The 23946-nt window shown below is 37.6% G+C and carries 23 protein-coding genes; 20 read left to right on the top strand and 3 right to left on the bottom strand.

The window, feature by feature from the left end:
- Complete coding sequence (locus tag BW942_RS18710) at positions 1-237, bottom strand: hypothetical protein (protein WP_000433088.1); 237 nt, start codon at positions 235-237, stop codon at positions 1-3.
- Positions 238-310: 73 nt separating this feature from the next.
- Positions 311-967 carry a glutathione S-transferase gene (locus BW942_RS18705; protein ID WP_000593328.1) on the bottom strand — a complete coding sequence of 219 codons (657 nt, stop codon included), beginning with the start codon at positions 965-967 and terminating at the stop codon, positions 311-313.
- Positions 968-1153: 186 nt separating this feature from the next.
- On the opposite strand from BW942_RS18705, the gene BW942_RS18700 reads away from it, so the two are divergent.
- Both BW942_RS18700 and BW942_RS18695 read left to right on the top strand, forming a co-directional pair.
- Positions 1154-1939 (top strand): SDR family NAD(P)-dependent oxidoreductase, encoded by a 786-nt coding sequence (locus BW942_RS18700; protein ID WP_000167663.1) that lies wholly within the window; start codon positions 1154-1156, stop codon positions 1937-1939.
- Positions 1940-1945: 6 nt separating this feature from the next.
- Entirely contained in the window at positions 1946-3142 is a 1197-nt protein-coding gene (locus BW942_RS18695) for a sterol desaturase family protein (protein ID WP_001162079.1), read from the top strand.
- 348 nt (positions 3143-3490) lie between these two features.
- On the opposite strand, the gene BW942_RS18690 is transcribed toward BW942_RS18695, so the two are convergent.
- Positions 3491-4357, bottom strand: a complete 867-nt coding sequence (locus tag BW942_RS18690; RefSeq protein ID WP_001202901.1) for an LIC_11366 family protein — start codon at positions 4355-4357, stop codon at positions 3491-3493.
- Positions 4358-4419: 62 nt separating this feature from the next.
- Between BW942_RS18690 and asd the strand changes: the two genes are divergently transcribed.
- The 18 genes from asd to BW942_RS18600 all read left to right on the top strand — a co-directional run bounded on the left by asd (position 4420) and on the right by BW942_RS18600 (position 23743).
- Positions 4420-6645 (top strand): archaetidylserine decarboxylase, encoded by a 2226-nt coding sequence (gene asd, locus BW942_RS18685; RefSeq protein WP_000938817.1) that lies wholly within the window; start codon positions 4420-4422, stop codon positions 6643-6645.
- A gap of 362 nt (positions 6646-7007) precedes the next feature.
- On the top strand, positions 7008-7334 hold the full coding sequence (locus tag BW942_RS18680; RefSeq protein ID WP_000057945.1) for a DUF971 domain-containing protein: 327 nt from the start codon (positions 7008-7010) through the stop codon (positions 7332-7334).
- 567 nt (positions 7335-7901) lie between these two features.
- Entirely contained in the window at positions 7902-8966 is a 1065-nt protein-coding gene (gene fliN / locus BW942_RS18675; protein WP_000503780.1) for a flagellar motor switch protein FliN, read from the top strand.
- On the top strand, positions 8963-9784 hold the full coding sequence (gene fliO, locus BW942_RS18670; protein WP_001211503.1) for a flagellar biosynthetic protein FliO: 822 nt from the start codon (positions 8963-8965) through the stop codon (positions 9782-9784). Before fliN ends, fliO begins: the two co-directional genes overlap by 4 nt.
- Positions 9785-9816: 32 nt before the next feature.
- Entirely contained in the window at positions 9817-10620 is an 804-nt protein-coding gene (gene fliP, locus BW942_RS18665; RefSeq protein WP_000783972.1) for a flagellar type III secretion system pore protein FliP, read from the top strand.
- A complete protein-coding gene (fliQ, locus tag BW942_RS18660; RefSeq protein ID WP_000137385.1) occupies positions 10617-10880 on the top strand; it encodes a flagellar biosynthesis protein FliQ in 264 nt (87 codons plus the stop codon). The genes fliP and fliQ overlap by 4 nt, the downstream gene beginning before the upstream one ends.
- Positions 10881-10886: 6 nt before the next feature.
- Positions 10887-11666, top strand: coding sequence for a flagellar biosynthetic protein FliR (gene fliR / locus BW942_RS18655; protein ID WP_000455609.1), 780 nt, complete (start codon positions 10887-10889; stop codon positions 11664-11666).
- A complete protein-coding gene (locus BW942_RS18650) occupies positions 11663-13603 on the top strand; it encodes an EscU/YscU/HrcU family type III secretion system export apparatus switch protein (protein ID WP_000709350.1) in 1941 nt (646 codons plus the stop codon). Before fliR ends, BW942_RS18650 begins: the two co-directional genes overlap by 4 nt.
- A gap of 9 nt (positions 13604-13612) precedes the next feature.
- The gene (flhA, locus tag BW942_RS18645; RefSeq protein ID WP_000412863.1) at positions 13613-15730 is read left to right on the top strand and encodes a flagellar biosynthesis protein FlhA; all 2118 of its coding nucleotides are present in this window, start codon (positions 13613-13615) and stop codon (positions 15728-15730) included.
- A 52-nt stretch (positions 15731-15782) separates the two neighbouring features.
- Positions 15783-17063 (top strand): flagellar biosynthesis GTPase FlhF, encoded by a 1281-nt coding sequence (flhF, locus tag BW942_RS18640; protein WP_000393533.1) that lies wholly within the window; start codon positions 15783-15785, stop codon positions 17061-17063.
- 27 nt (positions 17064-17090) lie between these two features.
- Positions 17091-18005: a MinD/ParA family protein gene (locus BW942_RS18635; protein WP_002971107.1), complete on the top strand. Its 915-nt coding sequence runs from the start codon at positions 17091-17093 to the stop codon at positions 18003-18005.
- Positions 18006-18008: 3 nt separating this feature from the next.
- Positions 18009-18485, top strand: coding sequence for a hypothetical protein (locus tag BW942_RS18630; protein ID WP_001053201.1), 477 nt, complete (start codon positions 18009-18011; stop codon positions 18483-18485).
- Between the two features lie 127 nt (positions 18486-18612).
- A complete protein-coding gene (gene whiG, locus BW942_RS18625) occupies positions 18613-19413 on the top strand; it encodes an RNA polymerase sigma factor WhiG (RefSeq protein WP_000039671.1) in 801 nt (266 codons plus the stop codon).
- Positions 19414-19438: 25 nt separating this feature from the next.
- Positions 19439-21424 carry a FapA family protein gene (locus tag BW942_RS18620; protein ID WP_000535110.1) on the top strand — a complete coding sequence of 662 codons (1986 nt, stop codon included), beginning with the start codon at positions 19439-19441 and terminating at the stop codon, positions 21422-21424.
- An 8-nt stretch (positions 21425-21432) separates the two neighbouring features.
- Positions 21433-21786, top strand: coding sequence for a hypothetical protein (locus BW942_RS18615; protein WP_001239630.1), 354 nt, complete (start codon positions 21433-21435; stop codon positions 21784-21786).
- Between the two features lie 45 nt (positions 21787-21831).
- Positions 21832-22884, top strand: coding sequence for a hypothetical protein (locus BW942_RS18610; RefSeq protein WP_000418455.1), 1053 nt, complete (start codon positions 21832-21834; stop codon positions 22882-22884).
- Positions 22884-23165 carry a DUF370 domain-containing protein gene (locus tag BW942_RS18605; protein ID WP_000077420.1) on the top strand — a complete coding sequence of 94 codons (282 nt, stop codon included), beginning with the start codon at positions 22884-22886 and terminating at the stop codon, positions 23163-23165. Before BW942_RS18610 ends, BW942_RS18605 begins: the two co-directional genes overlap by 1 nt.
- The gene (locus tag BW942_RS18600; RefSeq protein WP_080010664.1) at positions 23162-23743 is read left to right on the top strand and encodes a guanylate kinase; all 582 of its coding nucleotides are present in this window, start codon (positions 23162-23164) and stop codon (positions 23741-23743) included. Before BW942_RS18605 ends, BW942_RS18600 begins: the two co-directional genes overlap by 4 nt.
- The last annotated feature ends 203 nt before the right edge of the window (positions 23744-23946 follow it).

Genomic DNA, 23946 nt, shown 5'->3' with positions numbered 1-23946 from the left:
TTAAGAAAGACTTTTCCTAAAATTTTGCAGTAAGGATTCTTTTCCCGCTAAAAGTACTTCTACCTGATCCTGATCTATGTTATAGACAACGTTACTTTTAAGAGCGTCTTTGAATTCGCTTTGGTCGATCGTTTTCTGATCGTAACTTTCTTTTAGAAAATTATACCAGCCTGCCAAAAGAACTTTGAGATGAGGAAGTTCCCGGATCGGGATGGAGATTACTTTTTCTGGTTCCATAAAGACCACAGTAGGCTATTTTACTGATTTAGAGAGTCAAATCAATTTTAAATTAGCCTAAGAATTTCCGCTGTTATCCGATTTTTGTTTTGGCTCTTGCTAAAATTTTTTTAAGAATTTGTTTGTCTTTTTCTACAAGTGCAGGACCTGCTTTGGTTTTCATAAATACAAAGTATTCTTTCCAACCATTTAATAGATCTAAGGGATGGTTGTTAGGATAAAAGGGACGTAGTTCTTCGTCTAACACGGATAGGTGGGCAAAGCCAGAACAATCCGCCAGTGTAAAAACATTTCCTGCTATGTAAGGTGAAAATCGAACCACTCTTTGAAGTGCCTTGATTCCTTTGACTAGGGTTGAATGAACCTCTTCTACTATTTCCGGAGAAACTTTGGCCGCAGGTAGATAGATTCTTCTTGCAGGTATATCCAAATAGGTCTCTATTATCGTGGAGATTTCTCTAACTCTTGCCGCTTCCCAGGGATCTTCCGGAATCAGTTTAGGAGTTTGTGGAAAAATCGTATCTAAAAATTCTAAAATAGCTCCCGACTCGAATATAAATTTTCCATCCATTTCCAGAACCGGAATTTTTCCCATAGGACTGATTTTTAAAAAATCCTCTTCTTGAGAAGGTGCGATTCTGATTTGTTCGTATTCTAAACCTTTTTCTAAAATACCTAGTTTAACTTTATTAACGTAATTACTGATACTTGCGCCGTGAAGTTTGATCATGAAAAAGAAAAATACAAATCTTATGTTCTTTGGGAAATCATTTTTCGAGACGATTTTATAATTTGTTCGAAAAATTGGATTTAGGCGATTTCATCTAAAATGAAAACGTAATGTTCAATTTCTCTTCAAAAAAAGTCTTTCTCTCTTTTTTTATAGAATTAATTTCGACCGCAAAGGAAATTAAAAATGACAAAAACGGCAATCATTACGGGTGGTACGGTGGGGATCGGCTACGAATTGAGTAAACTTATCGCGGCGGACGGTTACGATTTGATTTTAGTCGCTAGAAACGAAAAAACCTTAAAGAAGGTAAAAAAAGAAATTGAATCGTCAAACAAAGTAAAGGTGGACATTCTTTCCCTGGATCTGGCTGATCCTAAATCTCCTAAAAAGATTTTCGACTTCGCAAAAAAAACAAAAGCGGTTGTGGAAGTTTTAGTAAATAATGCAGGTTTTGGAACAAACGGAAAATTCGATCGAATGGATCTCAAAGAAGAACTTCAGATGGTTCAGGTAAACGTGGCTTCTTTAGTAGAGTTGACTCATCTTTTTTTACAAGGTATGGTGGAACGTAAGAATGGAAAAATTTTGAACGTGGCTTCCATCGCAGGGTTTCAACCTGGACCGAATATGGCGAATTATTATGCGACAAAAGCTTATGTATTATCCTTTTCAGAAGCGGTTTACGAAGACGTAAAAAAAGACGGAGTGACCGTAACCGCTCTTTGCCCAGGGCCTACCAAGACCGAATTTTTTGAAAGGGCGGAGATCACAAAGTCAAAACTTTTGGACAATCCGATGGCGCCGATTATGGAAGCAAAAGAAGTAGCGGAAATAGGATACGACGCTTTAAAAAAAGGAAAATCAGTCGTAATCGCCGGGGCTTTGAATAAAATATTAGCTCAGAGTGTAAGGATTACTCCTAGATTTGTCACACGTAAGATTACAAAATTTTTCAATCAAAACGGTTAAAACAAAATGCAAGGATCCGTTCTAGATTTAGCGGTACCATTTTTTCTGATTTTAATCGGGTTCGAGGTTTTGTATTCTAAGATCGTTGGAAAAAAAGTTTATCGATGGAACGATACGGTAGCGGATTTAAGTACTGGAATTTTGTTTTCTCTGACTGGGGTTTGTGTAACTATCTTTTCTCTTTGGATATATGAGAAATTTAGAATATTCTGTTCTTTGCAAACTCTATTTGGAGTTCCTGAAATTCCACTTGGAATTCCTATCTGGCCGGATCCTGTAGGTTGGCATTTCGATTTTAAAAGTTTAGTCGGATGGATCTTTGTATTTTTGGCTGTAGATTTTGTGTATTACTGGTTTCATAGGGCTACACATGAAATCAATTTTCTTTGGGCCTGTCACGTGACTCATCATTCTAGCGAAGAATTTAATCTTTCTGTAGCTCTAAGACAGTCTAGTTTTCAAAGAATTTTCGAATATATGTTTAATCTTTCGATCGCGTTTTGTGGAGTTCCTTGGCAGGCGTTTTTGTTAGCTCATGGGATTTTAAAAATCTATCAGTTTTGGGTACATACTCGGTTGGTCGGAAAGTTGGGGTTTTTAGAAGAAATTCTAATTACACCTTCGCATCATCGTGTGCATCATGGAAGAGATCCAAAATATATAGATAAGAATCACGGAGGAATTTTAGTATTTTGGGATAGAATTTTTGGTTCCTTTGCAAGAGAAGAAGAGGAACCGATTTATGGACTTACAAAACCAGTAACTACGTTTGATCCGGTTTACACGAACGTTCATGTTTATGAAGAAATTTTTTCATTGGTGCAAAAGACAAATAATTGGAAAGAAAGAATTCTACTATTCTTAAAACCTCCTGGATGGAGGCCTGAAAGTTTAGGGTCATCGGTTTATGCCGAAGAGGTGGATCGAAATAGATATATAAAATACGATCCGATTGTATCTAAACAAAGAATGGTTTTAGGTTTTTTGGAATTTTTAGTATTAACTGTTTTTTCTCTATTATTATTAAAATATTTTAAATCTGGGATTTTTGAATTATGGAAAATTTTTCCTGTGATTGTATTTTTCTTTTATGGGTTTAGACTTACTGGATTTGTTTTGGATGGATATACAATTGGAAAGGCTCGTATCATCTTATTTCTTTTAGTAGGAATGATACTTTACTGGATTTTATTTTTTGTCTAAAGAATAGAGTTGTTGAAAAATGAATTCTTCATTTGTTTTCGTTGTATAGAAACGGTAGATTGAAGCAGTTTTATTAAGCTCCACTATGGAATTTTTTAATAACTCTATTCTATTTTTAAAATATTCAAACGAGATTTTGGAAAAAATTGTAAATCATACAATAGATAGGTTTCGTAACAACACCACAGTCTATAGAAGACTTAAAAATGAGATTCTTCATTCTAGGTTTTTTAGACAATTTCTAAGTTATTAGAAAATTGTATGTTTTAAGGATTTGGGAATGAAATTCTCAATTTTTATAAATAAAAAAAATAATTTTATAGAAATATTATATTCAAAAAATGATATTTAAAATTTCTGGGCAATTCCAAAAAAGAGAGTGGTAGTCAAAACTTGAAATTCCAATTTACGAGAAAATTGATTTGTGACGAGCATTGAGGTTTGATTGTCTGATTCGGTAAGAGGGGTAATACTTCCGTTTTCTCTCAAATAAAAACTTGCAGATTCTCCGTTAAAGGTTCCGGATAGGGAAGGAATATTAATCCAGGAAAATGCGATTCCCAATTGAATACTTGCAGATTCTGTAATTCTTCTGCTGACCGCACCTTCTAAACGGAATTCTATACCGGTGCCGCTGAGTAAACCTTCTTGACGAAAGGTTTCTTTGCCGGAAGTTGCGTAACCTTCTGAGTCCCAATATACTTGAGACATTCCGGCTCCTAATCCACCTTGAAAAATCCAGCGTTTGTAATTCCATTCGTGCCAATACATGAGAAGTGCATAAGGATTGGAAATTTTAAATTTTAAATCTGTATAAAAAGGCTCCGAAGAGAATTGTTTTAAACCGAATTTCTGCCACTCTCTGTAACCTCCGATGAATCCGATCTGGCTTTCGGAAGCGATTCTTTTACGAATGAAAAGTTCTACTTGAGTGGTTTGTTTGGGTGGATCCAGTTCCGTTTTAGAGGCAACTCCAGGATCGTATGTGTTTGTAAAACCTCTTAAGAAAGAATTCAATCTATCTTCTCCCTTGTATCCAATACCAGCTCTAAGTCCCAGCTCCCAGTTCTCTTCTTCTGGATTGGGGATTTCCAATGCGGGTTTGACAGAATGAGTTTTTATTTTAGAAGACTGCGCCTTTAAAATGGAATAGGGGCAAAATAAAAAAAATAAAACACTTAGTAAGATCCCGAAAATTTTGCTGGTAGCCCTCATAATTACAGGATTTATAGCAAGGACTTCTATAAAAAGCGGATTTTCTTTCCTACAGGTAGGTCATGTTGCAATTTCATTTTTTTCAGTTTTTGGATTGGGATTTGCTCAAATTCTTTTTCTATTTTTTAAGTTTTATCGGGGTCTTTTTGACGATTCGTCTTCGATTTCCACAGCTTAGATTCTTGTTTCTCGCGATAAAAATTTTTTCGGGCAATATGGACTACAAAGGTTCCAGGGGAAGATTAGTTCATTCTCAGGCTTTTTTTTCCGGAACCGCTTCCTCTCTTCTTCCCGGTGCAGTGATCGGTTCGGCTTTGGCTTTGATGATCGGAGGCCCTGGAGTTTTATTTTGGATATGGATTTCCTCGTTTTTTATCATGCCACTTCGATTTGTTTCATCCACACTTGCGATACGTTTTAGAACTAAAACCGATTCAGGAAGGTATCTTTCCGGTCCTATGTATTTTATAGAAAGTGCTCTCAAAGCGAGATGGCTCGCTGTAGGTTTTGCAGCCGTAGGACTTCTTACCGTACTCGTAATGGGTGGTGTGGTTCCGATGTTATATGTAACCCATATCGCAAATCGGGTTTTCGAAATCAATGGAATGACGGTTCCTTTTTTATTATCCGTGATTCTCGTATTTATTGTGTTAGGTGGCGTAAGAAGAGTGGGAAAAGTTTCCGCTTATCTTGCTCCTATTGGAATCCTTTTGTTTTTTTTGAGTTATTTCTTTTTATTCAAAGGTTCTCTAATGAACTTTAAGGATTTTATATGGTTATCTTTTAAAGAAGCGTTTCAACCTGGGGCGGCGATTACGGGGGGAGGTTTTGCTCTTGCAAGGGTTTATAGTATGGCTTCTGGGATTTTTTTTGTTTCTACAGAGACTGGCATTGGTAAAAGCGCGGGTTTGTCGGGAGTTGTAAGAACGGATTATCCCGCCAAGCAAGGGCTAGTAAGTATGCTCGCTACTTTTTTTGAAGGTTTTATCATATCTACTTTAGTGGTCTACGCACTTTCTTCTTACGGTGCTTTTAAAATGGAGGAGCAACTTGTATTTTTAAACGCTTTGTTTCAAGGGAATACAAATCCTATAAACGCAGCTTTTTTCGTTTCTTTTTTATTGTTTGGAGTAGTTTCGATTACTGGTTGGTTTTATACAGGAGAACAAAAAGCTCTTTATGTGTTCGGAGAAAAGTTTGCGAACTTTTTTAGAATGCTTTTTCTATTTACGATTCTTGCGGTCGCGTATCTTTACGTGAAAAATGGGGAACAGATTCTTTTCGAAGCTTTTGGATTGGGTTATTCTCTTTCGATTATAACTGCAGTGCCTGTTTTGATTTCTTTGGTTTTACTCGAGAAAATTGCAAGAACCGAGTTGAAACGTTTTTTAACGGAGAGCGGAGCGAGATACGAAGTATTAAAAGATTTTTATATTCTAATATTATCTGTTGTTCCTAAAAATCTACTTTCACGTTTGTTTGGGCTACTTGCTTCTTCCAGACTTCCACGTTTTATTTTGATTCCGATTTTAAAAGCTTTTGCGAGAGCATATAAGATTAACGTGGACGAAGCCGAATTAGAAATTCAAGAATACAATTCTCTCAACGAATTCTTTACGAGGGCCTTAAAGGCTGAATCTAGAATCATCGATTCTGCAGACGACGAAATGGTATCTCCGGTAGACGCAAAAATTACCGGATACGGAGACATCAATCAAAGAATTATCATTCAAGCTAAGGGAGTAGACTACAATTTAAAGGAACTTTTGGGTGGGTCAAAATATTTAGAAGATTTTACCAACGGAAAATACATTACTTTTTATTTATCTCCTCAAGACTATCATAGAATACATTCTCCTGCATATGGAAAAATATTAGGATATTATTATGAACCTGGAAAGTTGTTTCCGGTGAATGAACTTGCCGTTTTTGGGATTCGAGGACTTTTTCCAAAAAACGAAAGATTGATTACTTATCTTCAGACAGAATACGGGAAGGTTGCAGTTATAAAAGTGGGCGCCTCAAACGTTGGACGGATTCGAGTGACTTATGACAATAAGATCGTAACCAATACCCTTATCCGAACCGCAAGAACGGTAGAGTATAAGGAAGTTTCGATCATGATTGGTAAGGGAGCGGAACTGGGTAGATTTGAGATGGGTTCCACTGTAATTTTACTGATGGAAAAGGACACTTTTCAGTTTAATTCTCTTACAGTGAATGAAAAGATTACTTATGGAACTACGATCGGAAAATTTAAAAAGAAAAAATGTAAACTTCCTAAATAATTAAAAATGATTTCAGAGATTATTTATTCGTTCTTGAAACATCGTTGTATTTAAATTAAAATTAGTTTTAAGAATATAGATCCGATCAAATTTTTTTCCATCTATGTTGAATAAAAGTATCTGGAAATTCGAACTATGATTTTGAAATTATTTTTACTATTCATAACTATATAATAAAGTACCTAATACTTTACATAGAACCAGCGTTTTGTGATAAAATTAACGGTACTCAATTTTATAGAGATCAGTAATAGATGGTGTATATGAATGTATTAGAAGTTCAAATTTTACTTTCAGAAAATATGATCGGTATGCGAACTATAATTTTGAAATTACCCTTAAGAAAACGGAATAAATAAAATATGGCTCAGCTCAGTCTAAAAGCGACTACACCCGATCAAATTGATTTTGATGAGAATCATCTAAAAATTACGTGGAAGGATGGAGTCACTTCTATTTTTGATTTATTGGATCTTAGAAAACGTTGTCCTTGTGTAGTTTGTAAAGGTGGGCACGGAGGTAAGATAGGAACTACTACTGGGGCAATCCAATCGATTCGGCTCTGTTCAGTTAATAAAGTTGGAAGATACGCAATCAATCTGATCTGGAGCGACAATCATCAAACAGGGATTTATTCTTATGATTCTCTGAGAATGTTTGCGGATGGATTGGGAGGAGAATTGAGTTAAAAAGGACTGTTTTGAGAGACCTTTGGTAAAATCGGAGGAAATTTTTATAAAATAGAGTTGTTGAAAAATTAATTCTTGATCTGTTTTCGTTGTATTGAAACGGACAATTGAAGCAATTTTACAAATCTTCACTATGGAATTTTTCAACAACCTTAATTTAAAAATACTGATTTTCAAATCAAATTTTTATACTGTGGTTGTGGGTAGATTAAAAATTCATTTCATAAAGGTTTCTTATATTTTAATATTATAAAATTGAATTTATGAATCGGCCTTGATGTTCGGTTTGTGTCTTTTTGTGAAGTGGTAATTGTTTGAGTTTAAATTATTCTTTTTCTTTTAAAATCAGTAGGTTTTCTCATTTGTTTGAACACGATCGTATTCCCGTGAAGTCTGTATTTTTACAAAAATGTAGGAACTACTGCAAAAATTTGTATTCTCTCTATTTCCAAAAAAAGGTTGTTTTCACCTAAAAATTGGATGAAAACAGACTGGAAAGAAAAAAAGAGGTGACAAAAACTCTTTTCTTATGTCTCATTAACTTAAAACTCCCGGAGAATCCCCAAAATGGGTGAAGGTTCCCTATCACAGGAAGAAATAGACGCATTACTCGCCGGAGCAAGCGATTCGTTTGATCCGGGGACTGTGGCACCTGCAGCCACACAAAAAGAAGTTCCAGGGATGTCTCCTGTGGATCGGGATATTTTATCGGATCTTTTAGCTTCTTGTTTTCAAGTTGCAGGAAACACGTTAGGCGCTGTTCTTTCTCGTTCTTCTGCATTTTTAAATCCAAACGTAGAAACTAAAACTCGAAAGGATATAGAATCCGAATTAAAATCCGGATCTTTTCTTTTGTATTCTACACTTTCTGGAAGTGTAAATGGAAGAGTAGTTTTAGCAATGTCTGCCGAAAATGCGGTAAAAATTTCCAATTCAATGATGGGCGGTTTCGATTCTGGAGAATTGGACGAAGCTCAGATGCAAACACTTCGAGATTCTCTGACTCCTGTAATGGGAGCTTTGATTTCCCAGATCAGTACAAAAACGGGTGGAGGAGTCAATGGATCTCCTTCCGAAACTAGAAATGTAACTTCTCCTGCGGCTTTGGTTTTGCCAGATGGGGAAACTTTGATTCGAGTATTCTTTAATCTTACGATCGAAAATATACCTTCTTTTAGAGTTCAATTTTTACTCTCACTTTCTACTGCTTCGGATCTTTTAAATCTTTATCGCCGTTCCGGAAGTGCAGGTGGTGATATGAGTGGAATGGGGATGGGAGGTATGGGCGGAATGGGAATGGCCCCCGGTTCCATGTCTGTCAAATCGGTCGCATTCCCTAATTTAGGAACTGCGAGTGGTGCTTCTAATACTCCCAATTTGAATCTACTGATGGACGTTCAGATGAGCGTTACTGTGGAACTGGGGAGAACCAAGATGTATATCAAGGACATTTTAGGTTTAGGGGAAGGTTCTATCATAGAGTTGGATAAACTCGCAGGTGAGCCGGTAGATCTTTTAGTAAATGGCAAGCTGATTGCAAAAGGTGAGGTCGTGGTCATCGACGAAAATTTTGGAGTGCGTGTAACGGATATAGTAAGTCCTATCGATCGGATTAAGCCGGAGGGGAAGTGAGATTTTTGAAAACTTCCCAAAGTAATGGAAAGAAAACGATTTCCGTTCTTTCTCTTTTGATTATATTCAATTTTACTGTTATTTCTTTATCGGCCCAATCTGAAAGAGAACTAATGGACGAGGCTCTCAAAAAAGAATTGGGGGATTTTTCCCAAAAGAAAAATCAGGAGACGAATTCCGGGGGAAAAAAAGCGGACGGATCTACCACCAATTCTTCTACAGAAATTAAGTCAGCTCAAAACGGAACTTCTCAATCAAATTCTTCTGAAATACAACAGGAATCTAACCCGGTAGAAGAAAGGTATCGTCCTAAAGATGAAGGACCCGGAATCGCAGGGACTCTTCTCAGAGTAGTTTTTATATTAGGACTACTTTGTGCAGCACTTTATTATATTCTAAAATATGTATCTAAGAATCGGGAAGGTAAACTTCCGGTTCGAGGTGAAATGAGCGTTCTTTCCAGCCTGATTATAGGACCAAACAAACAACTTCAGATTGTGGAAGTTTCGGATAGATTGTTAGTTCTCGGAGTTGCTGACAATGGGATCAATTTGATTACAGAGATTTCGGATCCAGAAGTAAAACATAGGATTTTACAAAAGAAAGAAACTTTTCAACCTCCAGAAGATGGTTTTTTGGTTACTGTTCTCGAACAAATTAAGGATTTAAATTCTAGGATTTCTGGAAATACAGAGGGTCCTCCGGACAGTGGGGGCGGGGCTGCTCGGGAAGAAAAACGAAAGCAGGCTCGAAAAAAATTAGAAGAACTCAAAGAAAAAACAAGCTCGCTCGAAGGCGGGCTTTTCGATTTGAGATGACCTTAGTTATCATGAGAGAATTTGTTTCTTAGATGAAAATGAGACATAAAAAGTTTATCAAGAGCATAACCTGGATTTTCTTGCTTTTAGCGGGTTTATCTTTGGGTTCTACTTTTTTTACCCTAGAAGCTCAGTCTGCAGGAACTAGGATTCCGATTCCGAATTTAAACATCAATGTAAATGAGGCCAAGAGTCCGAGAGAGACTAGTCTTTCTCTAATGGTTTTATTTTTAGTTACGATTCTTTCCTTGGCCCCAGCGATCGTAATGTCTTTGACATCGTTTACTAAAATTGTGATCGTTTTAGATTTTGTAAGAAGGGCCTTATCGATTCAGAATCTTCCACCTAACCAGGTAATGATGGGGCTCGCTCTTTTTATGACTTTTTTTATCATGGCTCCTACGTTGAACACTGTCAACGAGAAGGCGCTCGGTCCGTATCTAGAGGGTAAAATAGATACGAACGCTTTTTTTGAAAAAGGAATGATTCCTATTCGTGAATTTATGATGCGCCAAATTGGAACCTCCGGTGCAAAAGACGTAGCTCTTTTTTTAAAAATTGGAAAGGTAGAAAAAGTAGAATCTTTTGACGACGTTCCTTCTTACGTTTTGATTCCAGCTTTTATGTTAAGCGAAATCAAAAAAGCGTTTTGGATTGGTATAGTCATTTTTATTCCGTTTATCGTAATCGATTTAGTAGTGGCTTCGGCGCTTCTTTCTATGGGTCTTATGATGTTGCCTCCGGTGATGGTCAGCCTTCCATTTAAACTGATTTTATTTGTTCTTGTAGATGGTTGGAATCTAATCGTTTATGAACTCGTAAGGAGTTATAAATGACGGAATTAGACGTTATGACTTTGATTAGAGATTCTTTATATATTACTCTAAAAATTTCATCTCCTATACTTTTTACGGCTTTGGTTGTGGGGTTGATCGTAGGAATATTACAAACTACTACTTCGATTCAGGAACCTACAATTGCGTTTGTTCCTAAACTTTTAGCAATCTTTATCGTGATTGTGATTTTTTCTTCCTGGATGATCCAGACGATGACCGATTATACCCGAAACCTTTTTTTGATGATCGAAAAATTTTAGTATATTATGGAATACTTTATCAATCACTTTCAGGTTTTTTTACTGATCCTTTCGAGGTTGATGGGGTTGTTGTCCGTTGCGCCTGTTTTTTCGTATCCTTCGATTGGCGTTCCTCAAAAGATGATTTTTTCCTTTTTAGTTTCAGTGATTTTATTTCCGGTGATTGCAGGCTTTTTACCTCCGGTTCCGGGGGATATGGGGAGTTACGGACTTGTGGTAATCGCTGAAGCTTTGATCGGAATTCTTTTAGGTTTTTTGATCAGTTTGATTTTTGCAGCCTTTCAGATGGCGGGTGAATTTTTTAACGTTCAGTTAGGTTTTGGTTATGCGGAGATTTTAGATCCGGTGACTCAAACCAGTTTACCAGTTATTAGTACTTTAAAGAATTTATTGGGAATGTTGCTTTTTTTGACGTTAGGTGCTTATCGAATCATGTTCGAAAGTCTTGCCTATTCTTTTGAAAAAATTCAGGTTTTACGATTTGTTCCGGAAATTCAAAACGGAATTTATAAGGCTATGGAAGACGCGGTAGGAGCAATGTTTTTTGTAGCGTTTCGGTTATCTCTTCCAGTTTTGGGAATTATATTACTCGTAACCGTTTCCGAAGCTTTGATGGGTAAGGCGGCTCCACAACTCAACATTTTGCAATTATCTTTTCCGATTAAAGTTACGATTGGTCTGATCGTGATGATTTTTATCACTCCTTACCTGGTCTCTCAAATGGGAGCGGCTTTTGATTTATCCTTTGATAAGGTAAATTTAATGTTACAAGAGTGGCCGAAATGAAAAAGGCGATTTGGTCGAGAACAAAAAAACTGGTGGTTGTTTTCGTGCAAAATCCTAAAAGATTTTTTATAAGAATTTTCTACAAGAACCTTTCTAGGGTTCCTTGGGTTTGTGAATCGGGTAAGGATTCTTTCGTAAAATCGGTGTTAGACGTATTTTATCGTTTTATGCTTTTTGGGAAACGTTTCGGGAAGTTTATTTTTTGGAAACAGTACTATGATATAGTTTCTGATTTTAGTAAAAAATGTGAGAGTTCCCACAATTTACACGAGATCAAAAATCTTATGGGAGTTCCCACAATTTACACGAGATCAAAAATCTTATGGGAGTTCCCACAATTTACACAAGATCGAAAATCTTGTAAGAGTTCCTACAATTTACAAAACGTCGTAAAATCAGAGTCCAACAGTGATCACTTTTCTAATCGAAATACTGTTTCTTTACAAAACAGACAAGAAGGTCTTGTAATAAAAGATGTTGTACATCCTACATCTTTTATTTTCAGTTTCCTTCATCATTTTGATCGATGGGGACAGAAATCAACATCTCATTCTCTATGGATGTTTCGAACAATTGAGAGATTTTTTTCTATTATAAAAAAACTTTTTTTTAAAAAAAAGTTTTCAAAGTCTTTCATTGTCGGGATTTTTTTATTCTATAAAAAAATTGTCAAAAAATTTCTAGGTTATTCAGAACCAATTGATTCCAAGTTAACAGAGTTTTTAAATTCTAATTTGTTTTGTTACTTTTTGCAATTTGGTTTTATAAACTTAACGATTGAGATCGTTCGACGTATCTTTCGATTTAAAATTTTCCCACCTAATATATGTTTATCGACTGAAGCCGCCGATTTCAAAATAGATCTACAGTTATTTGCCGCCGAAGATGAGGGTAGAACAGAACCCGGATCGGAAAGAAGAAGAAGGGAAGAAAGAGAAAAAGGAAACGTTCCTAAGTCTCCTGAACTTCCAGCGGCGGTAGTGTTGCTTGCCGGAGTCATTTTAGTGTATCTCATGGGAGAATATTTTTTCATGAGAACGTATTACATTTTACGCAAATACATTCACGGAGTAGGTCTTAGAACTGACATGAGTTCTGAGTCCGTGACCGAACTTTTAAAAAATGCTTCCACAGATTTATTTACTCTTCTTTGGCCTTTGCTCGGGATTACGTTAGTGGGTGCAATCATCGGAAATGTAGCACAGGTAGGTTTTATATTTACACCTCGTGCATTAAGTTTTAACTTTAGTAGAATTAGACCTAACTTTAAGAAAGTGTTACCTACACGTCAGACACTTTTCAATTTGGGAAAGTCTCTTGCAAAAGTAGGATTAATCGCTTGGGTTTCTTATATTATTATTAGTAAAGATTTTTTTCCGATTCTTCTTTCTGGGGAAATGGGACTAGAACAAGCGGTTGCGCTTGTGATGAACAGTTCCTTTAAGATATTTTTAATCGTTGGAATCATACTACTTGCGATCAGTATTGTAGACTATTTATATCAAAGATACGAATATGAAGAATCTTTAAAGATGACTCCTTCCGAAGCAAAAAGAGAGGCTAAGGAATCCGACGGGGACAGATCTCTCCAAGCAAGGAGAAGACAACTCGCTCGGGATATGATGAATAAAAGGAAGATGTTAGCTAAGGTTCCAGAAGCGGACGTAGTGATCACAAATCCTACCCATTTTGCGGTAGCCTTAGAATATAAACCTGGAATTCATAAGGCTCCGATTGTGATTGCAAAAGGAGTGGACGATTTTGCTCTGCTGATCATTCGAATTGCAAGAGAAAACGGAGTGCCCACCGTGGAAGATCGTCTTCAAGCAAGAGGGCTTTATGAGGAAGTGGAACTAGGCGCGGAAGTTCCTCAACAATTCTATCGCGCGATTGCAACCATTCTCTCTCGTTTGGAATCCTTCCGGAGAGCCGTGTAAGAGGAAGTTATGGAAAAGAAATGGTGGAACCAGTCGGATGTAATTTTGGGAATTGGAGCGGTGGCGGTAGTGGCGATGCTTGTCATTCCTCTTCCAGGATTTATATTAGATATTTTGATTATTGTCAGTTTGGCGATCGGACTTTTAGTTCTTTTGACTTCTCTTTCTGTCAATGAACCTGCAGATTTTTCTATCTTTCCAAGTTTACTTTTGATTACTACCTTATATAGGCTTGCGTTGAACGTATCTACAACTAGACAGATACTTTCTAAAGGGCCCGCGATGAACAGTCACGTAATCGACGCTTTTGGATCGTTTATCATAGGAAGCGAGTCTGGACTTTCCAAGTATGTGGTAGGTTTTATCATATTCATCATTTTGGTGCTCGTTCAGATTTTAGTGATTACTAAAGGAGCGACTCGAATTTCGGAAGTTGCAGCTCGTTTTACTTTGGACGCCTTGCCTGGAAAACAAATGGCGATCGATATGGAACTTTCTTCCGGAAATATCAACGAAGAAGAAGCTAAAAAAAGAAGAAAAAGAATCGAAGCCGAAGTAGATTTTTATGGTTCTATGGATGGAGCGAGTAAGTTCGTACAAGGGGACGTTCGAGCCGGGCTGATTATCACCGCCATCAATCTGTTAGGTGGAGTAATTATTGGATCTTCAATTCGGGGAGAATCTTTTACACAAGCCATCGAAACTTACGGGAAATTCACCATAGGAGACGGTCTCGTATCTCAGATTCCGGCACTTTTAACGACTGTAGCGACAGGTATCATCGTAACCCGCTCTGGGTCCGAGTCCGATTTGGCAACTCAGTTTAAAAGTCAACTATTTAGTAATTCAAAGGTTCTATATGTGGTTGCTGGAAGTTTAGGATTTGCTGCATTTATTCCGGGGCTGCCATTTATTCCTTTGGTTCTGCTTTCTGCGGGAATTGCTTATTTAGGATATTCACTGGAACAAACTGTCAAAGAACAACTCGAGTCGATTGAGAAAAAAGAAAAAGAATCTGGCCAGGATCGTAAACCAAAAGATTTTTACGAAGAACTGAGAACCGATCCGATTGAAATTGAAGTCGGTTATCATCTTATACCCTTAGTCGATGTTTCTCAAGGCGGGGCGCTTTTAGATCAGATCAGTAATCTTAGAAAGAAGTTTGCGCAGGATAACGGCGTAGTGATTCCTCCCGTGAGAATATTAGATAATCTTGATTTAAATCCGGATACGTATTCGATTAAAATTAACGGAACCGAAGTAGGGGCTTCCACGGTAAAACCGGATAAATTGATGGCACTCAATACTAGTCCTGGAAGCGCGGAATCTATTGCCGGAGAGGATTTTTTAGAACCTTCTTTTGGCCAAAGAGCAAAATGGATTTCTGCCGAAGACAAATCTGACGCGGAAGCAAAAGGTTATACAGTAGTAGATGCGTCCACGGTAGTAGTGACACATTTGAAAGAACTTCTTGCGACGCACGCGTCCACTTTACTCGGAAGGGAAGAAGTCAAAAAACTTCTAGATCATTATAAAACAAGTTATCCGACTTTGATTGGAGAATTGGACGCGGATAAACCAGGTAACTTAGGAATCATTCAACAAGTATTACAAAATCTTTTAAGAGAAGGACTTGGCATTAGAAACTTGGTTCCAATTTTAGAATCGATTGCGAACAATTTGTCTAAATATCAAAATCCATATATACTCACAGAACTTGTACGTCAGTCCATTTCAAGAACCGTAGTTCGGGATTATCTATCCATGGATGGAAAGTTAAGGGTGATCACTCTCGAAAGTAGAATTTTGGATCGACTCAATAAATCCATTACTCAGGACAGAATCGAAAACAGAGACGTTCTGTCTCTTGCGCCAGATTTTTACAGAAGGTTGATTGATAGTGTGGCTGAACTTTATAGAAATTTTAGGACCGAAGGAAAGTTTCCTATTTTTGTAGTAAATCGAGAGGTACGTTTGCCTTTTTCGTATATGCTTGCAAAGGAATTTCCTCCTCGCAATTTCGGAGTTCTTGCTTACGAGGAGATTCATTCTTCCGTAGATTCTGTAATTGAAGCTGAGCTCAAACTTCCCCAGGCGCAGACTGCCGGAATTTCGGAAGAAACATGAAATACTTAGAATATTCTAATTTTATAAAGTGGAATAATTAGAGGAGTTGAATATGGAGTTTGCTAAAATTCGGGGCAAAAGTTATCAAGATTGTTTGATGGAAATGAAAATGAAATACGGTTCTGAAGCTACTGTAATTTCTCAAACGGTCGTAACCGAAGGTGGTGTGATGGGAACCGGGCTTCTTGCAAAAAAGATGATCGAAATACAAATTGGAATCCCAGAGAAACAAGCGTCTCGAGAAAAGATAGAACGTAAACTGCAAGACTTAAAGGATCTTTTAAAACAAAAATCTTATGCTTCACCGGAAAGAAAAAAAACTCTACAAACTTTAAAACCTCTTTCTAAAACTTTAGAAGAAAAAGAAATTGCAGTCGAAGAGGAAATAGAAGAAATCACTACTGAGCCGGACAGAGTGGGTCTCTCTTTTGAAAAAGAACTTTTAGATAAAAATTCTTTTTTAAGAAGAGAAACTTCTACTGTTCGAAAGGATTCCCCCTTAATCCGATTGGGAGAAAAATTAGTTCGAGAAGGAATGAGTCAGTCTTATGTGGAGGAGATTATTTCTAAAGTAGAAGAAAGACTTTCACCTCTAGATCAAGGACGTAATCACGCCGTTTTAGAAAGGACAATTGAAATCTTAAAAGAAAGAGTGAGTGTGGACTCAGACCTTTTTCGGGGAACCGGAAAAAATCAAAGAAAAGTGATCTTTTTTGTAGGACCTACTGGTTCCGGTAAAACTACAAGTGTGGCAAAACTTGCCGCAAAATACTTTTTACACCGAGGTAAATCGGTTTCTCTTTATACTACGGACAATTATAGAATTGCTGCCATTGAACAACTCAAACGTTACGCAGATACGATGGGAATGCCGTTTTATCCGGTTAAAGACATAAAAAAATTCAAGGAAACCCTGGCTCGGGATGGTTCCGAGCTCATTCTAATCGATACTGCGGGGTATAGTCATAGAAATTTAGAACAACTAGAAAGGATGAATAGTCTGCTTTCTTGTTTTGGAGAAAAAGACTCTGTGGAAAATCTACTTGTCCTTTCGTCCACTTCTTCCTACCATCATACGAGCACTGTATTGAAAGCCTATGAGTCTTTAAATTACCGAAGAATTCTACTCACAAAACTAGATGAGGCGGATTTTTTAGGTGGTTTTCTCGAACTGGCCGATACATACTCTAAGAGTTTCACATACTACAGCGTAGGTCAGGAAGTTCCCTTTGACATTCTTTCTGCCGAAAAAAATCTTATGGCTGAATGTGTGGTAACTCCGGAGAAAATTGCTGAGCTGAGAGGAGAGGTTTTCACCGTTGCGGGTGACTGATTCGATCGGCTTTTGAAGAGGTAAAGAATGGATCAGGCGGCTCATTTACGGAAACTCACCGAGGGAAATACGAGTCTTAAAGTTCTGTCATCCAGAAAACCCACGACTAAGATTGTAGCGATCGCATCCGGGAAAGGGGGAGTGGGTAAAAGTACTATTTCCGTAAACCTGGCTATTTCTATGGCAAGGGTGGGGCAAAAAGTACTCGTATTTGACGGGGATCTAGGACTTGCCAATGTAAACGTAATTTTAGGAATCATTCCTAAATACAATCTTTATCACGTAGTCAAAGGTCATAAAAGCCTGAAGGACATAGTCATTCAAACTCCGGAAGGAGTGGATATTATTGCGGGAGCTTCTGGATGTTCTCAACTTGCAAACTTAAATGATACTCAGAGAAATTCTCTGATCAAGGGATTTTCCGAATTAGATAATTACGATATTATGATCATCGACACTGGTGCTGGAATCAGTTCTAACGTAATTGGGCTGACTCTACCCGCGGACGACGTGATCGTAATTACAACTCCAGAGCCAACAGCAATCACGGATTCTTACGGACTGATCAAGGCGATTGTATCTCAAAGTAGGGATAAAAATCTCAAAATGGTGGTTAATCGGGTTCGAAGCGCAATCGAAGGTAAAAAAGTAGCGGATAGAGTCATCGATATTAGCGGACAATTCCTCGAAGTAAAGGTGGAAAACCTGGGGTTTATCTTTCAAGACGAAGAGGTGGAAAAAAGTATTCGAGAACAAAAACCGTATATTATCAATTCACCTAAAAGTAAGGCAGCAGCTTGCTTAAATCGTATAACGTATTCACTTTTAAATCAGGATATAGAGCCTTTGGAAGACTCTGGAATCGGAGGTTTTTTCAAAAAGTTTTTTAACTTTATGGACGTCCGAGACAAAGAATTCGACAAGAACGACGAAGAAGAATAGTCTTTGAATCTTCAGATTTTATTTATTGGTGTTTTTGTAATTGTCGCTTTTGTCATAAGCGCACTTTGCGGATTTTTAATTGGAAATTCTTTTGGTCATATCCTTCTTGTAACCTTTCTTTCTATGATCGCCTTTGCGGTTTTAGGGTTTGGAATACACGCAGTTTTAGAAACAAAAGTTCCAGAGTTTTTAGATTTTCTTTCTAATATAGGAGGAGAATACATTCCTCCTACTCAGGCTACGGATTCGGAAAATGTAGTCAGAGGACGAGATTATACGAGTAATGCAAGTGATACTGATTTGGCGGAAGGGTCTTCCAGTAACTCCGAGGTTTTTGCTTCTTCTGCTCCGAAACGTCAGAAGGATGGAAACTTTGGGGATCATATCATGGTCGAAAATATAGCGATCAAAAACGAGCCCAAACTCATGGCGGAAGCGATTCGTACTATGTTGGCCCGAGACGATATGGGCGAAAAGTAATCGTTTGATCTTAGAAATTGAATGAGACAAAAAACTGCTTGATTTCCCCGTTTTTGCACTAAAAAATGCTATTGCAATTTTCTGAGAAGCTCGACACTTTAAATGAAGGTCTTCCAGATCCGAGCTTATGTCCAAAAAATATGAGAAATATAACCAGCAGGATGAGACGGAACTATGGAAATCCTATCGAGAAACCAAAGATCAGGACATCCGCTCTTATCTAGTAGAAAAATATTCTCCGCTAGTCAAACACGTAGCAGGTAGAATCGCTATAGGCATGCCTCAGAACGTCGAGTTCGACGATCTTGTATCTTATGGAGTTTTTGGACTTTTAGATGCGATCGAAAAATTCGATCCAGAAAGACTGATTAAGTTCAAAACGTATGCAATGACTCGAATCAGAGGGAGTATCTTTGACGAACTACGTTCCATCGACTGGATCCCTAGATCTATCCGTCAAAAGGCAAAACAACTAGAACAAATTATAGGAATGCTGGAAAACAAAGAAGGCCAGCAAGTAGACGACGACGCGATTGCAAAAGAATTGGGAATTTCTATGGAAGAATACAATTCCCTTCTTACAAAAATTAGCGGAACCTCTCTTGTTTCGTTAAACGACATCTGGTTTTTAGGAGATGAAAACGACGAGGTTTCTTTTATGGAAACTTTAGAATCTCCTATGAATATGAATCCAGATACGATTATAGAAAAAGAGGAAATTAAGAATGTAATCGTAGAAGCGATTAAAACCCTGCCTGAAAAGGAAAAAAAAGTAATCGTATTATATTATTATGAAGATCTAACTTTAAAGGAAATCGGCGAGGTGCTGGAAGTTACTGAATCTAGAATTTCGCAGTTACATACTAGAGCCGTTTCTAGATTGAGAAGTAAACTCGGTAAAGTAAAGTCCGTCATTTCTCGTAAGTAATTTTTGATTTACTAGGACGGAGAATATGGGTTCTCTAATACCATTCTTACAAGACCAAAGCAAGGAACTGGATCGTATCCAGAACGAACAGGTGGAAGTTTACGGAGACACTCTCGAAAACTCCCTACGTCTCGCCGCGAAACATCTTAAAAAACAAGTACATGAACTAGACTATGTAGTTCTAAAACGTGGAAAGAAAAAACTCTTTGGTCACGAACCTTGGCATATTCGTGTTTCGATTCTTCCGGAAGATAACTTTTTAGATGAGTTGACCGAACTTGATCAAAAACTTACTGGCGGTTCGGGTAAACTCGTTTCTAAGGATCTCAAAGATCTGATTCAACCCAAGGACAAAAACGGAAAAGCTCTGGTTCAAATTCTTAGAAACGGAGTCTATCTTACCACCTTTGCACCGTTAGGTGATGGTCATCCCGTGGATTTGGATGAGGTTTTTAAAAAACTTTCCCTAAAAGGTGTTTCCGGAGAGGACGGCAAGTTGGTCCGCAAAATCGTAAAGGAAGCAAAAGGGGAGCCGATTCTTATCTCTCAACAAAAACCTAGACCGGGGATGGAAGCGAAACTAATCTTAGATATTTCTCCTGATAAGATGAAAGCAAAAGTCACGATTCTTCCTCCTAGACCCGGTGGAAGGGATTTTGAAGTTAGAGACGTAGTCAATCATCTCAAAAATGCGGGTGTTAAATACGGTTTTAAAGAGGAAGAAATCCAAAGAAAACTCGAAGAAGAATTTTACAACCAACCTTTTATCGGTGCGGAGGGAGATTATCCTATCAATGGTAAAAATGCTCAGATCATCTATCACGTTCGGACCTCTAAAAATATTTCTTTCCGCGAAGACGAATCTGGAAGGGTAGACTTTAAAGATTTGGATCTGATCGAAAACGTAGTAGTGGGTCAACTACTCGCCGAAAAAATTCCTGCAGAAAAAGGAAAATACGGCCGTACTCTTTTTAACGAACTTCTACCTGCAAAAGACGGGGCAGATACGGACTTAAAACAAGGAAAAGGAACGATTCTTTCCGAGGATAGAAGTAAATTGACTGCGGAAGTAAACGGTCAGGTTGTTTATGCGACCGGAAGGCTTTCTGTGGAAACCGTTTATAGAGTCAACGGAGACGTGGGAATCAAAACGGGTAACGTTACCTTCCTCGGGTCGATTGTGATTACGGGTAACGTGGAAGATAATTACTCCGTCAAAGCTGCGGGCAATATTGAAATCTACGGAACGGTTCAAAAGGCTCGAGTAGAAGCGGATGGAGACATCATCATTCGCCAAGGAATTTCCGGAAGAGAAGAGGCTCATGTAGAATCCACAGGTGGAAACGTGATCGCTAAATTCATACAGAGTGCCACTGTGATTACAGAAAAAGACGTTATGGTTCAAGAAGGAGTTTTACATTCTTTTGTAAGTGCTGGAGGAAAAATTCTCTGCAATGGAAAACGAGGTCAAATTGTAGGTGGAACGGTTCGGGCTTCTGAATTGATCGCCGCCAGAAGTATTGGTTCTTCCGCAAACCCGGCGACTGAACTTGTTGTGGGAATTGATCCTAAGGTTCTAAAGCAGATTGCTGATTATGAAGCAAAGATGCATGAAAGTCAGGCCAAACACGAACAAGTTTTCAAAAGTTTGAAAACTCTTCAGGCTAGAAAAGAATCTGATCCGGCTTCTTTTACGGAAGAACACGAGAATCAGCTTTCTAAAATGCAGAAAGCAGTGGATAAGCTCGATTCTAGAATCAAAGAGTTTGAAACGGAAATTAATAATCTTAAAAATTACATGGAAGAAAAGTCTTCTCACGGTAAGATCAGTATCGAAAAAGTTCTCTACGGTGGAGTGACTATGAGAATCCGAAACTCTGATTTTAAAACTAGAAACGAGATTAAAAACAAAACCTTCGTAGAAGAAAATGGGATGATTCGCCAAGTTCCTTACGAAGATCCTGAGCCGGACAAAAAAGACTGGAGAAAAAAACGAAATCGTGGTAATTAAACCTTAGGATGAGGCTGAGCGATACTTTTTTAGGTTATGGTCAGGCTCCGGATATGATCCGGAAGCAACAGGTGGAAAATCCTTTCACCATGCCTCATATGATCTCCGAAACCTCTCGGGTGGTCAAAGAATATAACGACACACGTAAGTATGCAGTTGAGTTGTATACAGATGTTTTTTCTCTTTCTCCTGAATCCAGGGAAAGAATGGCTTTGGCAAGAAATCAAAAAATAGATCAGATTAAAGATCGGTTAAAAACATACAAATCGGCTTCGGACGATAAGTCTTATACGTATTCTTCTAATGGTCAAAAGACGTCTAACGTTCCGTCCAATCGAGGCAAAATCGAATTTTTCGCTTAAACTTTTTCCTAAGGAATGTTGTTGGAGACGTGCCGGGGGAAAAGTATGGAACTATTTGCAGTATTTGCGATCAACGCGGTTGTTTCCGTTGTTTTATATTATACGATTACTTCAAAAGTAACCGAAAGAATTCGTACCCATATGTTGGGAAAGATCAACGAGGAAATTAGGGATTTTATAGACGAGCTGGAAACCGAATCTCTCAGACAAGTCGATCTTATGGGGGCGAGAATTCTCACTTTTAAAGAGATCACTTCTAAGGCTGAAGAACTGGTCAAACGAATTGAACAGTCAACTTCTCCAGATATTCTCGAAAAGATCCAAATTGTAGATAAGGATTCTGTAATTAATAATGAAAACAAAAGATCTGAGAATTTATATCCCCTCAAAAATGGAAATCATACTGGAGTCTCCGATTCTGTTCAACAAGGGGTCGGTCATATCTATAAAGAAAATTTGGATCTGACTAGAGAAGACGCGGAAAATTTTTCTAATTTGCAGAAAGTTTCTAATTCTAAAATTCATACTTCTTATATTCAAAAATTAGAAACTACTTCTAAGGTAGTTAAAAAGGAAGTTGTATCCCAAAATAAACCAGAGATTCTTCCACAAGGTTCTACTTCCAATCTGGTTTTAGAAACGATTGGTAAGGGAATTCGTAAATTTTTTGGTATTCAAGAAATCAAAACAATTCGTTCAGAAAATGAAACTTCTGGGAACGATTTTTTTCCTGGAACTCGAAATTCTACTTTGGACATTTCATTGGATGAAAATCCATTTGCACCCATTTCCGAATCAAAGTTAAATGAAACGTCTTCTCTCGTTTTTAAGGATAATCTAAAACCGAAAGAAGCTGATTTCGGTAGAATTCTACAAGAAAATATTGTAGGTTATCAACCTATCAAACCAGATTCTACAAAAATTTCCGCCGAAGCTGCGTTACTCGAAATTGGAGATGATTCTACAAAAATAGAGAAAGTTGTTTTCCTTTTGAAAAGAAAATATACTCATGAAGAAATTTCGGAAGTTTTGGATCTCGCTCTGGGTGAGGTAGATATTATTGAAAGGTTCAGGTTGGACAGAAATAGGAGGTTCTGATGTCCCAGTTTAGCGTACTCAACGTAGGATTCGGGAATATCGTTCTGGTTTCTAAGATCGTAAGCATCATTCATTCGGATTCTGCATCTGCTAAAAGAATTCGAAATGAAGCAAAGAGCAACAACAGCCTAATTGATGCGACTCAGGGTAAAAAAACTCGTTCTATTATTGTAACGGATAGCAATCATCTTATTCTTTCCAATCTTAGGGTGGAATCTCTGACTAAAAGAATTGAATCCAGAGATAATTCGATTGCTTCTGAAGAGGAAGATTTAGACTGAACTCCCCTAAACTTTTTGTTCTCTCTTCGGTTGCAGGAGGAGGGAAATCTACCTTAATTCAAAAGATCAGGGAAAAACATCCTGAGATTCTTTTTTCGGTTTCTTGTACAACTCGTGCACCTCGTCCGGGAGACAAAGAAGGCATAACGTATTTCTTTTTAACCAAAGAAGAATTTGAGAAAGGAATTTCTGAATCAGCGTTTTTAGAATGGGCTCTTGTTCACGACCAATATTACGGAACCCCTTTAAAATTTATCGAAGGGGCTTTTCAAAAAGGTTCTTCTGTAATTATGGACATAGATGTTCAGGGCGCGAAAATAATCAAAGAAAAACTTCCCGATAAAATTGTGACCATTTTTATCCTTCCTCCAAATGAAAAAGAATGGGAAAAACGTCTTAGAGGTAGGGGAACTGATTCTGAGGAAAACATTTTAAAAAGAATTCAAAACGGTAAGTTAGAATTAGAACGCCAAAACGAATTTGATTATAAAATTGTAAACGACAATTTAGATCGTGCTCTGGCAGAGTTGGAGAATATTATTTTAAAGAGTGAGAGTAAGTCTACGACAGAAAAATAAAGCAGATTGTTGCAATTTCAATAAGACGTTGGATGTGAGAAAAACCATCTACTCAAAAACTGCATAATACAATACTCGATTCAATATAGTTTACATTTTAATCATGTGAATTTTGCGTAAGAAAATCCGGGCGAATCCCTCCAATAGTTTGTAAAAGAAAGATTCAATGAAACAGGCGGGACCGGGCTCTTTAGCTCCAGTCA

This window comes from Leptospira interrogans, from assembly GCF_900156205.1.
Lineage (GTDB): Bacteria > Spirochaetota > Leptospiria > Leptospirales > Leptospiraceae > Leptospira > Leptospira interrogans.
This window is presented reverse-complemented; position numbering and strand designations above follow the sequence as displayed.